Annotated in this window: 16 protein-coding genes; 9 read left to right on the forward strand and 7 right to left on the reverse strand. The window is 64.6% G+C overall.

Annotation, left to right across the window (positions count from 1 at the left end; translation table 11 throughout):
- Positions 1–548 precede the first annotated feature (548 nt).
- A complete protein-coding gene (locus tag C5F48_RS09665) occupies positions 549–1,118 on the reverse strand; it encodes a recombinase family protein (RefSeq protein ID WP_107663701.1) in 570 nt (189 codons plus the stop codon).
- A 665-nt stretch (positions 1,119–1,783) separates the two neighbouring features.
- On the opposite strand from C5F48_RS09665, the gene C5F48_RS09675 reads away from it, so the two are divergent.
- Positions 1,784–2,311, forward strand: a complete 528-nt coding sequence (locus C5F48_RS09675) for a hypothetical protein (RefSeq protein ID WP_107663703.1) — start codon at positions 1,784–1,786, stop codon at positions 2,309–2,311.
- 191 nt (positions 2,312–2,502) lie between these two features.
- The gene (locus tag C5F48_RS24785; RefSeq protein ID WP_181247686.1) at positions 2,503–3,165 is read left to right on the forward strand and encodes a hypothetical protein; all 663 of its coding nucleotides are present in this window, start codon (positions 2,503–2,505) and stop codon (positions 3,163–3,165) included.
- Here C5F48_RS24785 and C5F48_RS25675 read toward each other — a convergent pair.
- Positions 3,162–3,560: a hypothetical protein gene (locus C5F48_RS25675; protein ID WP_219907803.1), complete on the reverse strand. Its 399-nt coding sequence runs from the start codon at positions 3,558–3,560 to the stop codon at positions 3,162–3,164. The two genes, C5F48_RS24785 and C5F48_RS25675, sit on opposite strands and share 4 nt — an antisense overlap.
- A gap of 368 nt (positions 3,561–3,928) precedes the next feature.
- Here C5F48_RS25675 and C5F48_RS09680 point away from each other — a divergent pair, with 368 nt between their 5' ends.
- On the forward strand, positions 3,929–5,680 hold the full coding sequence (locus tag C5F48_RS09680) for a sensor histidine kinase (protein ID WP_181247688.1): 1,752 nt from the start codon (positions 3,929–3,931) through the stop codon (positions 5,678–5,680).
- Positions 5,677–6,060 (forward strand): response regulator, encoded by a 384-nt coding sequence (locus C5F48_RS09685; RefSeq protein ID WP_107663705.1) that lies wholly within the window; start codon positions 5,677–5,679, stop codon positions 6,058–6,060. The genes C5F48_RS09680 and C5F48_RS09685 overlap by 4 nt, the downstream gene beginning before the upstream one ends.
- Before the next feature lie 143 nt (positions 6,061–6,203).
- Here the strand turns inward: C5F48_RS09685 and C5F48_RS26030 are convergent, their stop codons facing one another.
- Positions 6,204–6,512 (reverse strand): helix-turn-helix domain-containing protein, encoded by a 309-nt coding sequence (locus tag C5F48_RS26030; RefSeq protein ID WP_107663706.1) that lies wholly within the window; start codon positions 6,510–6,512, stop codon positions 6,204–6,206.
- A gap of 110 nt (positions 6,513–6,622) precedes the next feature.
- Here C5F48_RS26030 and C5F48_RS09695 point away from each other — a divergent pair, with 110 nt between their 5' ends.
- Positions 6,623–6,991: a VanZ family protein gene (locus tag C5F48_RS09695; RefSeq protein ID WP_107663707.1), complete on the forward strand. Its 369-nt coding sequence runs from the start codon at positions 6,623–6,625 to the stop codon at positions 6,989–6,991.
- 9 nt (positions 6,992–7,000) lie between these two features.
- Here the strand turns inward: C5F48_RS09695 and C5F48_RS09700 are convergent, their stop codons facing one another.
- Positions 7,001–7,657: a TerC family protein gene (locus C5F48_RS09700; RefSeq protein ID WP_107663708.1), complete on the reverse strand. Its 657-nt coding sequence runs from the start codon at positions 7,655–7,657 to the stop codon at positions 7,001–7,003.
- Positions 7,658–7,820: 163 nt separating this feature from the next.
- Positions 7,821–8,321, reverse strand: a complete 501-nt coding sequence (locus C5F48_RS09705; RefSeq protein ID WP_107663709.1) for a sigma-70 family RNA polymerase sigma factor — start codon at positions 8,319–8,321, stop codon at positions 7,821–7,823.
- A 125-nt stretch (positions 8,322–8,446) separates the two neighbouring features.
- On the opposite strand from C5F48_RS09705, the gene C5F48_RS09710 reads away from it, so the two are divergent.
- A complete protein-coding gene (locus C5F48_RS09710; RefSeq protein ID WP_107663710.1) occupies positions 8,447–8,650 on the forward strand; it encodes a hypothetical protein in 204 nt (67 codons plus the stop codon).
- A gap of 78 nt (positions 8,651–8,728) precedes the next feature.
- Positions 8,729–9,229 (forward strand): YciE/YciF ferroxidase family protein, encoded by a 501-nt coding sequence (locus C5F48_RS09715; RefSeq protein WP_107663711.1) that lies wholly within the window; start codon positions 8,729–8,731, stop codon positions 9,227–9,229.
- Positions 9,230–9,355: 126 nt separating this feature from the next.
- On the opposite strand, the gene C5F48_RS25130 is transcribed toward C5F48_RS09715, so the two are convergent.
- Both C5F48_RS25130 and C5F48_RS09720 read right to left on the reverse strand, forming a co-directional pair.
- The gene (locus C5F48_RS25130) at positions 9,356–9,523 is read right to left on the reverse strand and encodes a hypothetical protein (RefSeq protein ID WP_170139673.1); all 168 of its coding nucleotides are present in this window, start codon (positions 9,521–9,523) and stop codon (positions 9,356–9,358) included.
- Positions 9,524–9,666: 143 nt separating this feature from the next.
- Complete coding sequence (locus C5F48_RS09720; RefSeq protein WP_107663712.1) at positions 9,667–10,512, reverse strand: transglutaminase-like domain-containing protein; 846 nt, start codon at positions 10,510–10,512, stop codon at positions 9,667–9,669.
- A 191-nt stretch (positions 10,513–10,703) separates the two neighbouring features.
- On the opposite strand from C5F48_RS09720, the gene ligD reads away from it, so the two are divergent.
- Together ligD and C5F48_RS09730 are read left to right on the forward strand one after the other, a co-directional pair.
- Positions 10,704–13,175, forward strand: a complete 2,472-nt coding sequence (gene ligD, locus C5F48_RS09725) for a DNA ligase D (protein WP_107663713.1) — start codon at positions 10,704–10,706, stop codon at positions 13,173–13,175.
- Positions 13,172–13,453: a hypothetical protein gene (locus C5F48_RS09730; RefSeq protein WP_107663714.1), complete on the forward strand. Its 282-nt coding sequence runs from the start codon at positions 13,172–13,174 to the stop codon at positions 13,451–13,453. The genes ligD and C5F48_RS09730 overlap by 4 nt, the downstream gene beginning before the upstream one ends.
- Positions 13,454–13,463: the final 10 nt, after the last annotated feature.

A 13,463-nucleotide genomic window follows, 5' to 3' on the forward strand; every position in this document is an offset into this window, starting at 1 on the left:
GCAACTGTCAAGAGTGCTGTGTATCAAGCTGTCTGATAAGCTGTCTAAGAGTGCTGCCTATAAAGCTGTCTAGGCAACTGCATCACAAGCTGAGATATGAGCCTGATATGATCCGGGCCGAGAAGCTGACAGGATAGACAGGGATAATCCGTGCCCTTTCAGGGAACACGGGAGCATGTAACTGATACTGGTTCTTATGTCTTAGGACGCAGGGCCAAGTCCGGCAGGCTCACCAGGTAGATACACAGGACGCACGGCTTCGCCGGGCATCCGCTGCATTCGGATTATGCTATACGTGCAGAGCCGGCACCAGGTCGGATCACCCGTGGCGGATGCCAGATGAAGCAAGATGCCCGCCGGATCAAAGCGAATAGATACACCCGCAGCAGCGCCCGCCTACCGCCACAGCCTCAAGCGGTAGCCGCAGCCCCGCACAGCCCCGCCACACGGCCTCTGACCTGATCCGGCACGCTCGGCCTGCGCCCGGATGCAGCCACGCTGTGCGGCCATTTCCGGGCTATGGTCTACTCAAGCGGGAACTGCGGCGATCAAGCAGGCGGTGCAGCAGTGTCGCTGATGATGCGGTAGACAGACGCCCGACCGATGCCGAGTTGCTGCGCTATCTCCGTCGCCCCAACGCCTGCCGCCCGGAGCGCCTGCACTTCTGCTGACTTCGCTACGGCTGTCGGCTTCCGGCCTTTGTACTTCCCCTCGGCCTTCGCCTTGGCGATACCCTCGCGCTGCCGCTCTAGCATGATGTCGCGCTCGAACTCTGCGACACTGCCGAGCATGTTCAGCATGAGCCTGCCTGTCGGCGTTGCAGTGTCGATGCCTAGCCCGAGGATGCGCAGACTAGCGCCCTTGTCGGTGATGCCCTTGAGCACGTCCAGCAGGTGACGGACAGACCGGGCCAGCCGGTCCAGCTTCGTTACCACGAGCACGTCACCAGTGCGGATGAAGCTCAGCGCCTCTGCAAGCTGCGCCCGTTCTGGCATGTCCACCGACGACACCTGCTCACGGAAGATGCGTTCACAGCCCGCCGCAAGCAGGTCGCGCTCCTGCGCCTCGATCCCTGCTTTCTGGTCCAGTGTCGAAGTTCTGGCATAACCGACGAGCATCTTGTGTCCCAACTTGTCCCAATGAAGTCTTAAGACATACAGCGCCCGCCCGTCTCACAAGTCAAGTACAATGTGTATGGGACAGTAAGGGAGCACAACTGAGACGCCCTGCTAGGGCAAGGCCAGTGAGACATGCCGGGCCGGAGATAGCAGCGGGCTGCTCTGGCTCAGCGGAGCAACTCGGCACAGCTACCCGGCAGCGGGAAGAATGCGCATGCACCTGGGCAGTGGAGCTACACCGCCCCTCGACACAGAGAAGACCGGCACGGGGGCAGCGCACGCGCGGGAAGGTATAGATAGCAGCACGCAAAAATGTTTCGGATTTTTACAGACGGGGTAACTTAAGTATGATTTAGTTGCAGTGACTTAGCAACCTCCCGGCGAGACAGCCCACACCACAGGAAGCAGACTATGTACGCAGCACTTGGACGGTTCGGGGCTCAGATCGGCACGCTACTCGGGCTGGTGCTCGCCTTGGCAATCGCGCGGCACACCACAGTGTCTCTTTGGCTCGTTACCCCGGTATCCATTGCACTTATCTACCTGAGCGTGCTTGCCGTTAGCTTCGCCATCCAACGCTTGCGATACTAGCCCCATCGGGTTAACGCTCACTCTGAAGTACAACGCCTTGACGGCGGCTCTCACTTTCGGAGAAAACTAACGGCATGGACGAGAAGTATCTTTATCACGAACTGTTGGGCGCGGATCACAGGATCGACCCCGTTGAGTACCGGCGAAAGTATAAGCCCGCAACAAAGAACGCCGACGGCATCCCGCTTCACCTTGAAGATGAAGCCGAAAGGCGAGGCAAGATACTAGCCAAGAGTTACGAAGCAATCTACGACCACAACAAGCAGATGCTAAAGAACTTGGGCAAGGCTACTAGCCAGATGCTGCGGACAGATGAGGGCAGCGTTGTTGCAGCCAACCATGCCGCCGTTATGACCGTACCTCCACTAGCCAACGCATTAGATCACGGGGACAATCCACTGTGGGCAGTTACCGCCCTGCATTGGGTGCGCTCGCAAGAAGACACAGAATGGGTTTTTAGCCACCTGTGCGAAGCAGTTCACACCTATCGCAGCGTGGCAGGCATCCAGGCCCAACTCGGAACCGAAGCCACAGATAGCTTCGACGACATGAGTATGTATCTCACTGAGGCACTATACCAGTTCGACCATCGGCACTGCTGAATAAGAACGCACTGAATGGACGCCCCGGATCAACTGTTGCTCTGCATCAGCACTTAGCATCTCGCCCTGCCCGCATGCAACTTCCGCCTAAGACACAAAGCTTGGAAACTGAGTTAATGGTCACCACAGCCTACGCGCTCAACAAACTACTTGCGGTCGCACACCGCCACCCTGTTAAGGACGCTCGGTTCTTGACAGTTCTCGCGGCTCACTTAGGGCTAAGCGGACCGGACGCAGAGTTTCTTGTGGTCGAGCAGGTGTACCGCCTACTTAGGCAAATAAAGCTAGACATCGACGCCGCCGAATTAGACGATGCGGCAAGAAAAACAGTTGACACCAACTTATCACGCTTCTCCGGATTGGAGAACCTAACTCAGTATCATTACACCATCGAGCAAGCGAGAGCTAAGTTCCTAAGTGCTGATAGCTTGGTTGGCTTATCAACTATAGACCACGAGCTTTCGGGAAGAGTGGAGTTCATAGACATTAGTCGAGAGGCCAAGGAGCTTGCCAACAGTTTCCGCAGCATCCGCGATGAAGTCGATACTAGTGGCATCAAGCCGGAATTGAAGGTCGTTCTACTGAAGCGACTATCGCAAATCATAGCCGCGCTTGAGAACTATTACTTCTTTCGGGAGGATGAGTTAGCAGACATAACAGCGGGACTGGTAGGCAGTCTTGTTCTTAGCAGGCCCACAGACAAGGAGAGTGTAGCCATCTACGAAAGAGTAGCGGGAGTTCTAGGAAAGCTAATCTCGGCAGTCGGCGGCACAAACAAGTTCTTAGCCAGTGCTGACGGCGCTTTAAAAAATGGCCACGCACTCGCGGAGACACTACAATCGCTCAGAGGCTAAGGACCGGCTAATGAAGATGTAAGTTCAAGCTCATTCAGCCTGCCCTCTAGTTCGCTGAGCCGCGCAGACAGCAGCGCATTCTCTTCGGATACAGCGGTGTACTTCATCACGACTTCACGAAGTGTCATAGTTTCAGCGCTGTTGCCGCTGCGCGATTGCGAAGCAGACAGGCTTGCCATATCCGCATCAAGTGCGTTCAATATCCTTGCATGACTGTTCAGGCTAACAACCTGCTCGTTGTGAAGGCATAGCAGATAGTCTAGGTTCTTGCCCACTTGTTGCTCAAAGCTGCTCGATGAGTAGGACGGAGGACTGCTGCAATAAGCAGCGGATAATGTCGGTAGGCTTATTACAACGGCTGCTGCCGCAACTCCCACAAAGACCCTATACCGCACTTCTTGCTCCTACGTTTCAAGATGACCGCCGTGACGAACGCAACCACTGGGGGTTGGCAGCACCTGCACGCCACTGTCAGACCTTGCCTCCCACATTTTAAAAGCGCAAGGTGGGACACAAAGTGAGACACATCAATCAACCCCATGCGTGCGCTCCGAGCAGGATCAACGGGTTAGAAAGATGGAGGAGGGTCCGGTACCCGCCTCCAAATACAATCATCGACTTACATGACGACATGTGGCCCAAGAAGTTGGGACACCGATTCCGACATTTACGATCGGGGCATGTGCTGTTGCAGTTCGACCGAGCCGTTCTCGCCACATATCCCCGAGCCGTCGCACCGCCCGACAGCTTCCGCTGGCGGCGGATGCGCTTCACCACCCTGCGCGCCACCGGGACGAAGCGGATCGCGCCGGAACGGTGGCTCGACGATCCCGCCTCGCGCTCCAGCCTGTACGACGACAGCAGGATCGAGAGTGCAAGCGCCCCGGCTCTGGCTGTTCCTCATGCCGCAGGCTCGAGAACGGAACCGGTTCGCTCAGGGGGAGTTCGCATTGATGGTGCTGTAGACGCCTCTGGGTTCTCGCGACGGCTGCTGAATGGCGCTTGGCTTCGAACTGTGATCTACAGCGCATCGGTCGCTGATGCAGATGGAAAGGATCGGGGGAGCATGGTTGAGGCAGGTGAAATTCTTGATGACCATCTCCGCGCTGCGGTCTTCGAAGCCGCGCCGCATGGCTATCTGATCCTCGATCCGGGCTTCACCATCATCGACGTCAATCAGCAGTACCTCGATCTGACCGGAACGCGGCGGGAAAATCTGGTGGGCGTCGCGATGTTCGACGCCTTTCCCGACAATCCCGATGATCCGACGGCCGATGGTGTCCGCAATCTTCGGCTGTCGCTCGAGACTGCGCGCGACACCGGCCGTCCGCATGCCATGGCGATCCAGAAATACGACATCCCGCTGCGCGGCCCCGAGGGCGGCTTTGTCGAGCGTCACTGGAAGCCGCTGAACACGCCGGTCCTGCGCGCGGGCGAGGTCGTGGCCCTGATCCATCACGTCGTCGACGTCACCGAGGAAGCGATCTTCCGGCGCGATCAGGCGATCCGCCTGCGTTCGGCGCAGCAACTCGACGATCTCGCCTTCTGGGAATACGACCCCCGCACCGCCACGGTCTACGCCTCGCGCGCCTTCGCCGCCATGCTGGCTCTGCGCCCGAAGGAGGGCACGCTGCCTGCCGAGGACTACTTCGCCCGGGTCCATGCCGAGGATCGCGTCGGCGTGCAGGCCGCCTTCGACGACGTGATGGACGCGCCGGAGCACACCAGCGTCGCCTTCTCGCATCGCCTCACCCTGCCGGACGGCGCGACGCGCTGGCTCTCGTCCCATGGCGAGCTGGTGCGCGATCATCGCGACGCCCTGCCCCGCTTCGTCGTCGTCAGCCTCGACATCACCGACGCGAAGCAACAGGAGGAAAAACTCTCCAGGGCGCTGCAGGAGCGTGACCGGCTGCTGGCGCAGAAGGAGACGCTTCTGGGCGAGGTGAACCACCGCATCAAGAACAGCCTTCAGCTCGTGTCCAGCATCCTCAACACCGATGCGCGCAGGGCGGGCCCGGGCGAGGTGCGCGCGCGGCTGGAGCGGGCGGCGGCGCGTGTCCAGGCGGTGACCTCGGTGCATGAGATGCTCTACCGCTCGAACGAAGTCTCGACCGTCACCTTCGGCAGCTATCTGCACGATCTTTGCGCCAATCTCGCGGCCGGCGATGCGGGAACGGCGGGCGCCGAGCTCATCTGCGAGGCGGTCGAGGTCCGGCTGCCGGCGGACAAGGCGATCCCGCTGGCGTTGATCGTCAACGAGCTGGTCTCGAACGCGATCAAGCACGGGCTGGCGGGAAGCGAGAACGGGATCATCAGGGTGACGACCAGCCTGATGGGCAGGGACCTGGTGCTCGAGGTGACGGACAGCGGCGTCGGGAAGGCGGAGGGGGCGGAACAGGGTCTGGGGACGCGGATCATCGCCGGCCTCGTCGACCAGCTCTACGCCTCCATGAGCACAGGCGACGCGTCACCGGGGCACCGGGTCGTCATCCGGGCGCCGCTCGACACCCCATGAGCCTGCGTGTCCTGATCGTCGAGGACGAGTTCCTCATCGCGCTCGATCTTCAGGATCAGGTGGAAGCCCTGGGGCATCGGGTGACGGGCGTCGCGCGGGATGTCGAAAGCTGCAAGCTGTCCGCAGGCCGGGAACGTCCCGACCTCGCCCTGATGGATCTGCGGCTGGCGGGCGGCTCGTCCGGGATCGAGGCGTCGCGCTGGCTCCACGATGTTCTGGGCGTCCGTTGCATCTACATCAGCGGCAACCTCGACGATGGGACTCGGCAAGCCCTCGCGGGCGTGAAACCGCTCGCCTTTCTCGGCAAGCCCATCCTGACGCATCAGCTGGAGCGCGCCCTGAGCGACTGCTGCCGGGTCCTCGGAAAGGTCGCCGAGTGAGCGATGAGGGCGGCGAAGCGAGGCCCGCGATCCTGCGCAGGGCAATCGCTGTCCGCACCTGCCGATGAGCGCAGCGCAAGGAGCTGCGGCAGGCCCGCGGTCTTCGGCGATTGAGCCTCGGGGGTGAAGTGCTGCGGAGCGCGTCAGATGTTGCCGCTCCAAAGCCGCGCCCCGCGCCTCCTGCACCGCCGCCACCTCTGCCGATAGGTCAGCGGTGCGACCGCTATCGCCCGCTTGAAGATGCGGCGGAAGGCGGCGGTCTCGGCGCAGCCGACCTCGGCGGCAATCGCGTCGATCGAGACATCGGTCGTTTCCAGCATCTGCTTCGCCTCCTCGATCCGCAGGGTGCACGCCGCCAGATCGACCCCTGCGCCATTGCGTCCACAGGAAGGACGGCGAGACGCCGCTGGTGCAGGACGCCTGGTTGCGCTGGAGGTCCCGGCATGCCACATCGGCTTGAAGGCGCGGCTTCGGTGGACCCTCCCGCCAGGGCCGGCCGAGAGGGCTCCCCTGCCCGCGCAGGGTGCTTGCCAGCGGCGGGCCGGGGCTGGTAAGAGCGCGGATGCGCAGCGCCATCCTCCATCCGCTCGGCCTCTCCGTCGTCATCACCGGCGTTCTTGCGGCCATCATCGGCTTCGGCACGCTCTACCCGATGCCGTCCTCGCCGATGCTGGGCGGCAATGACAAGCTGCAGCATTTCGCAGCCTTCGCGGCGCTGGCTTTTCCGATCAGCCTCGCGCGGCCGAAGACGGCGCCCTACATGGTCGCGGCGGCGCTGCTCTATGGCGGGATCATCGAGGTGGCGCAGCCCTTCGTCGGCCGCGACCGCAGCCTCGGCGACCTCATGGCCGATGTGACCGGCGCGGCGCTCGGGGCCGGCGCCGCGGTGCTGCTGAACCGGCTGCTCGGCGGCGTGCTGCGCCGCACCTGAGCGGCGCGTTCACCCGCCGAAACCCAGACTGGCGGTCAGCGCCTCAGCATAGGGCGCGACCTCGCGCCAGCCCTCGAGGATCATCTTGCAGGCGACATAGAAGATGATCGCCAGCCCGACATAGGCGATCCAGCGGTGACGGTTCAGCAGCCGGGCGAGGAAGCTGGCCGCCAGCCCCATCAGCGAGATCGACAGCATCAGCCCGATCACCAGCACCCAGACATGCTCTCCCGCGGCGCCCGAGACCGCCAGCACATTGTCGAGCGACATCGAGACATCGGCGACGACGATCTGCAGCGCCGCCTGCAGGAAGGTCTTGCGCGGCGCGTCGGCCGCGGGCTCGTCATGCAGCGCCGCGTCGGCGGCGTCATAGGCCTGTTGCGGGGTGCGCAGCTCCTCCCACATCTTCCAGCAGACCCAGAGCAGCAACAGCCCCCCGGCCAGCAGCAGCCCGACGATCTGCAGCACATATTGCGTGGCGGCGGCGAAGCAGATGCGCAGCACGGTGGCGGCGATGATGCCGACGAGGATCGCCTTGCCTCGCTGCTGCCTCGGCAGGCCGGCGGCGGCGAGGCCGATGACGATGGCGTTGTCGCCGGCCAGCACGAGGTCGATCATGACGATCTGCAACAGCGCGGTGAGCGACTCCGCGGTGATGAACTCCATGGGGACTGTCCTCGCGGCGGCCGGGGGATGCGGCGACCGGGCGGGACCGTCCGGCAGCCAAGTCTTGGCAGCCCGCCGCCGCGGCGCAGGCCCCGGCGCGGGCATAGGCCCCGAAGCGCCGCGCCGCAGCCGGACGGATTGCCGCACCTGCCAGGTCGAGAGGTTAGAGCGCCTCGCCCAACTCGTCCATCACCAGCTGGCGGGCGCGGCTGACGCGGCTCTTCACCGTGCCGACGGCACAGTTGCAGATCCGCGCCGCGTCCTCGTAGCTTTCGCCGAGCATGACGACCAGGATCAGGATCTCGCGGTAATGCGAGGGCAGCCGGTCGATCGCCGCCATCAGCTCGCGGCCGCGCACCGTCCATTCCTGCGACGCGGCCACCGACATCTCGCCGGAAACGCAATCTTCGGCGCCGGTTTTCTCGCGCGCACTGATCCGAACCTTGGTAAAGAACGTATTCCGCAGGATAGTGAAGAGCCAGGCCCGCAACCTTGTGCCCTGCTGGAACTTGTCGACGTTGGACAGAGCCTTGAGCAGGGTCTCCTGCACCAGATCATCCGCGTCGGCCTGATTTCGGCTGAGCGACCTCGCATAGGCGCGCAGAGCGGGAATGAGGTCGATCACATCGGGTATGATGGATCTGGGAGGCGTCTGATCCGTCACTGGCCGCTCCTGCTTGGGTGGGGGTAGTGTCGCAAGTCAACGTGCACTTGTTTGAGCGGTTCCCGCTTTGCAGTTGCATCAACGAGGCAGGCAGCGCAAAGCTGGCAGGGACAGGAGCAGGCAAGATGTCAGACGGCAAGAATGACGGCGGGATCGCATCCCAAGAGGCCGATCTGCGCGCATTGAGCCAGACCCTGCTGAACGCCATCGCGGCCGAGCCGGTGCCGGAGCCGATCCTTGCGCTGGCCCGGGCCCTGGCCGAGGCGCTGGCGGAGCGGCAGGGCATCGAGCGGGTGCCGCCCGCCGAGGCGGAGCATCCTCCGGCCTAGCGGAACTTTCCCCGTCATCACCGGTTATGGGCGGACGGGGCGGCGAGACCGCTCCCCCGCGACATTCAGGAGATGACGATGAAAACCAAGACTTTGGACGACCTCTTCCTCGAACAGCTGAAGGATGTCTATTACGCCGAGCGCAAGATCCTGAAGGCGCTGCCGAAAATGGCCCGTGGCGCGCAGTCGGCCGATCTGAAGGCCGCCTTCGAGAAGCACAAGGGCGAGACCGAGGGCCAGATCGAGCGGCTGCAGCAGATCTTCGAGATCCTCGGCAAGCCGGCCCGTGGCAAGACCTGCCCGGCGATCGACGGCATCATCGAAGAGGGTGAGGAAGTGCTGGAGGAGTTCAAGGGCTCGCCCGCGCTCGACGCGGGTCTCGTCGCCGCGGCCCAGGCCGTCGAACATTACGAGATGTCGCGCTACGGCACGCTGAAGCGTTGGGCCGAGACGCTCGACATGAAGGACGTGGCCAAGCTGCTCGACGCCACCCTGAGCGAGGAGACCGCGACCGACACGGCGCTGACCGAACTCGCCGACAGCTCGATCAACGCCACCGCGCTGGAAGCGGCGGCCTGAGCTTGCGATCTGCGGAAACGAAAGGCGGTCCTTCGGGACCGCCTTTTTTCATTCCGGCGGTCAGGAAGCGCAAAAACGGAAAAGGCGGCCCAGAAGGCCGCCCTTTCCGTAGACTGCGCCGGTTCGTCAGTGGCGACGCGCGCGCCCGGCCTGCTTGTCGCGCAGCCGGTCCAGCAGCGCAGCAAAGCGGTCGCCGCCGCTTTCGGGAAGGGTGGAGTCATAGGCGCGGCGCAGGTTGTCCTGCACCTGGCGTTTCACCATCGCATCCTGGTCATCCTGTATGTCATTGTACATCTGATCGGGTCCGTTCTGTCTCTGTTCAATAAAACAAGTCGCCAGCGGGCCCGTTGTTCCATCCTTACGTGACTCTGCGTCATCGGGTCGCTTCTGCGGCTCAACGGCCACAGGGGGCTTCGCGTCCAGTTCGCGGGCCCGGCTCATGACGCGTAGGCGAGCTGTTGCGGCGCGTGCCCCTCCTCCGCCGTCAGCTCGTCGCACCAGACCTTGAAGGCCTCCATCCGTATGGCGCCGAAGGCGGTGATCATCGGCACGTCCACCGCGTCACGGCCGCGCACCATGACGATGCGGCCGATGCGCGGCATGTTGTAGCGCGCGTCGATCGTGCGCCAGACGCCGCCGACATGCACCTCGACCCAGGCGCAGAAGTCGCCCTCGCCGGCATAGGGCACGCCGATGTCGCCGAGATAGCCGCTGCAGTAGCGCGCCGGGATGTTCATGGCGCGGCAGAGCGCGATGGTCAGATGGGCGAAGTCGCGGCAGACGCCGCGCCCGTCACGCCAGACGTCAAGCGCGGTCTTGTTCGGGCTGGCATGGCCATAGCCGAACTGTATGTGGTTGTGCACGAAGTCGCAGATCGCCTGCACCCGCTGCCAGCCCGGCTCCAGCCCGCCGAACATCGCCCAGGCGTCGGGCGTCAGCAGGTCGGATTCGCAATAGCGGCTGGGCGAGAGATATTGCAGCGTCTCGGCCGGCAGGTCGTCGATCGGCAGGCAGCGCGCCTCGGGATCGAAGCCGTCCGGCAGGCCGTCGTCCTGCGCGATGGCATCCCAGCGCATCCGCAGCGGCCCCGAGGCCGCTGGGACGCGCAGCCGGCGGTTGCCGAAGGCGTCGGTGAAGGGCCGCGCGCGCGAGGCAGGGGTCAGCTCGATGGGCATGGGCGCTTCAAGCCGCCAGTCCTCCTCGGGACGCGGCGCCAACGCCAGGACGACCGGCGTCTCGCCCAGGCGCTCGATCGTGATGTCGAAGCCAATACGTATTCTCATGATCGAAATTCCAAGCTGAATATTTCGCATGCAACCCGCCGAGGACGGTTTGGTTCCGCGCCGTTGCGCCCTGCGGCAGATCCATGCCGGCGGGGCGGCAGGCGCAGGGCCTGCCGGGAGCGGTGATCGGGGAACTCCCGCCGCCGCCTCGCGTTCCCTCGGCAGCCTCCCGAGCCCTGCAGGAAGATGCCATGACCCGTGATCTGAAGACCTACCGGGCCAAGCGCGACTTCGCGAAGACCGCCGAGCCCCACGGCGAGGACGCCCTGCCCGAAGGCCGCAGCTTCGTCGTGCAGAAACACGCGGCGTCGCGGCTGCACTGGGATTTCCGGCTGGAATGGCAGGGCGTGCTGCTGAGCTGGGCCGTCACCCGCGGCCCCAGCGCCGACACCGGCGCGCGGCGGCTGGCGGTGCGGACCGAGGATCATCCCGTCAGCTACGGCGGTTTCGAGGGCACGATCCCGAAGGGCGAATATGGCGGCGGGACGGTGATGCTGTGGGACCGCGGCACATGGGCGCCGAAGGGTGACGTCGACGAGGGGCTGAAGAGCGGCAGCCTGAAATTCGTGCTGTCCGGCGAGCGGATGCAGGGCGGCTGGACCTTGGTGCGGATGAAGCCGCGCGGCAAGGAGAAGGGCGAGAACTGGCTGCTGATCAAGGAGCATGACAGCCACGAGTCGGAAGAGACCGAAGGTCTGGTGACCGAGCACATGACCAGCGTCAGCACCGGGCGCTCGATGGAGGAGATCGCCGCCGACAAGCCCGCGCGCAAGCGCAAGGCTGCGGCGAAGCCGAAAAAGACCGCCCTGCCCGGCTTCCGCCCGGTTCAACTGGCGAAGCTGCAGACCAAGGCCCCCGACAGCGACGACTGGCTGCACGAGACCAAGTTCGACGGCTACCGTTGTCTCGCGGCGCTGGCCAGCGGCGAGGTGCGGCTCTACACCCGTTCCGGCCTCGACTGGACGGCGCAGTTCGGCGCCCTCGTGCCGGAGTTCGAGCGCGTCGACTGCCGCTCGGCGCTGATCGACGGCGAGGTGATCGCGCCGGGGGTGGACACCGGCATGTTCTCGGCGCTGCAGGACCGGCTGAAGCATGGCGGCGCGCTGGCGTTCATGGCCTTCGATGTGCTGGAGCTGGATGGCAAGGTCCTGACGGAACGGCCACTGCTCGACCGCAAGGCGGCGCTCGAGGGTCTTTTGGGCGAGGGTGTGGGCGCGCTGCGCTACTCGAGCCATGTCGAGGGTCAGGGGGAAGAGGTGTTCCGCCGGATGTGCGAGGCCGGGCAGGAGGGCATCATCTCCAAGCGCAGCAACGCGCCCTATCGCGGCAGCCGCAACGGCGACTGGCTGAAGATCAAATGCGGCCACCGGCAGGAGTTCATCATCTGCGGCTGGAAACCCTCGGACAAGCCGGGGCGGCCCTTCGCCTCGCTGGTGATGGCGACGCGCGAAGGCGGCAAGCTGGTCTATCGCGGCGGAGTCGGCACCGGCTTCGGTGCGGCGCAGTTCCGCGAACTGAAGCCGCTGCTGGCGGAGCGGAAGCCGGTGAAAAAGCCTTTCAAGACCACACCGCCCACGGCGGGGGGAACGGTGTGGATCGAGCCGGATCTGGTGGCCGAGGTCAGCTACGCCGAGTTGACGGCGGATGGCAGCGTCCGGCACGGGGTATATCAGGGGCTGCGGCTCGACAAGGGGCCGAAGGAGGTCCGGCTGGAGGAAGAGGAGGCGCAAGTGGCGAAACCGAAGCGCGGCAAGGGCGAGGCGCAGGTGGCGGGCATGCGGATCTCCAGCCCCGACCGGCTGGTGTTCGAGGACCCGCCGGTCAGCAAGCGGGAGGTGGCCGAGCATTACGCGGCGCTGGCCGAGCGCATCCTGCCCTTCCTGAAGGACCGCCCGGTCTCACTGCTGCGCTGCCCGGACGGCGTCGCCGGTGAATGCTTTTTTCAGAAACACCGCACCCAAGGCATGCCCGAGCCGGTCGGTACGGTGAGCGTCGAGACCAAGGACGGGCCGGAGGATTTCATCTCGCTCTCCGGCGCCGCCGGGCTGATCGGTTGCGCCCAGATGGGGGCGATCGAATTCCATATCTGGGGCGCGAAGAACCGCACGCTGGACCGGCCCGACCGGCTGGTCTTCGACCTCGACCCCGACGAGGCACTGGATTTCGCCGCTGTGAAGGCCGGGGCGCTGGAGGTGCGGCGCAGGCTCGACGCGCTGGGGCTGGTCTCGGCGCCGATGCTGTCGGGCGGCAAGGGCATCCATGTCATCGCGCCGCTGAAGCCGAAGGCCGAATGGGAGACGGTGAAGCTGTTCTCCCGGGCGCTGGCCACGCTGATGGCCGAGGCCGAACCCGAGCGGTATGTCGCCACCATGTCGAAGGCGGAACGCAAGGGCCGCATCTTCATCGACTGGCTGCGCAACGAGCGCGGCTCGACGGCGGTCGCGCCCTACAGCCTGCGGGCGCGGCCCGGGGCGAAGGTGGCGACGCCGGTCAGCTGGGACGAGCTGGAAGGCATCACCACGGCCGGCGCCTTCAACATCGCCTCGATCCGCGACCGGCTCGCCCTGCCCTGCCCGCTGCGCGAGGCGAGCGCGCGGGCGGTGACGCTGGGCGCGCAGGTGCTGAAACGGCTGGAAAAACAGGTTCAGGAGGGACAGGAATGACCGAGATCACCATGGAGACGCTGGAAGGCCGGTTGATCGCGCAGCGCAAGCTGATCGCGCTGCTGCTGGCGCGGCTGCCGGAGGCGGAGCGGCCGGCGCTGTGGGAATATCTGGCGGAGCGCAGCACGATGCAGGACGCGCAGGAGGACCCCGGCGCGGTGCCGACCGCCGGCGTCGGCCTGCAGGTGGCGATTGCCGAGGAGTTCCGGCTGATCGCCGAGGAGGCGCAGCGCCATGCCGGGCGCAACCCGCAGCAGCCGCGGGTCGGCGAGGGCTGAGCGCCGGGAT

The sequence above is a fragment of the Cereibacter changlensis JA139 genome, from assembly GCF_003034985.1.
GTDB classification, from domain to species: domain Bacteria; phylum Pseudomonadota; class Alphaproteobacteria; order Rhodobacterales; family Rhodobacteraceae; genus Cereibacter; species Cereibacter changlensis.

What these genes read in the sequence shown, in the direction of transcription:
- C5F48_RS09665 (WP_107663701.1), bottom strand. Translation starts at nt 1,118, where the DNA reads ATGCTCGTCGGTTATGCCAGAACTTCGACACTGGACCAGAAAGCAGGG.
- C5F48_RS09675 (WP_107663703.1), top strand. Translation starts at nt 1,784, where the DNA reads ATGGACGAGAAGTATCTTTATCACGAACTGTTGGGCGCGGATCACAGG.
- C5F48_RS09680 (WP_181247688.1), top strand. Translation starts at nt 3,929, where the DNA reads ATGCGCTTCACCACCCTGCGCGCCACCGGGACGAAGCGGATCGCGCCG.
- C5F48_RS09685 (WP_107663705.1), top strand. Translation starts at nt 5,677, where the DNA reads ATGAGCCTGCGTGTCCTGATCGTCGAGGACGAGTTCCTCATCGCGCTC.
- C5F48_RS26030 (WP_107663706.1), bottom strand. Translation starts at nt 6,512, where the DNA reads ATGTGGCATGCCGGGACCTCCAGCGCAACCAGGCGTCCTGCACCAGCG.
- C5F48_RS09695 (WP_107663707.1), top strand. Translation starts at nt 6,623, where the DNA reads ATGCGCAGCGCCATCCTCCATCCGCTCGGCCTCTCCGTCGTCATCACC.
- C5F48_RS09700 (WP_107663708.1), bottom strand. Translation starts at nt 7,657, where the DNA reads ATGGAGTTCATCACCGCGGAGTCGCTCACCGCGCTGTTGCAGATCGTC.
- C5F48_RS09710 (WP_107663710.1), top strand. Translation starts at nt 8,447, where the DNA reads ATGTCAGACGGCAAGAATGACGGCGGGATCGCATCCCAAGAGGCCGAT.
- C5F48_RS09715 (WP_107663711.1), top strand. Translation starts at nt 8,729, where the DNA reads ATGAAAACCAAGACTTTGGACGACCTCTTCCTCGAACAGCTGAAGGAT.
- C5F48_RS25130 (WP_170139673.1), bottom strand. Translation starts at nt 9,523, where the DNA reads ATGTACAATGACATACAGGATGACCAGGATGCGATGGTGAAACGCCAG.
- C5F48_RS09720 (WP_107663712.1), bottom strand. Translation starts at nt 10,512, where the DNA reads ATGAGAATACGTATTGGCTTCGACATCACGATCGAGCGCCTGGGCGAG.
- ligD (WP_107663713.1), top strand. Translation starts at nt 10,704, where the DNA reads ATGACCCGTGATCTGAAGACCTACCGGGCCAAGCGCGACTTCGCGAAG.
- C5F48_RS09730 (WP_107663714.1), top strand. Translation starts at nt 13,172, where the DNA reads ATGACCGAGATCACCATGGAGACGCTGGAAGGCCGGTTGATCGCGCAG.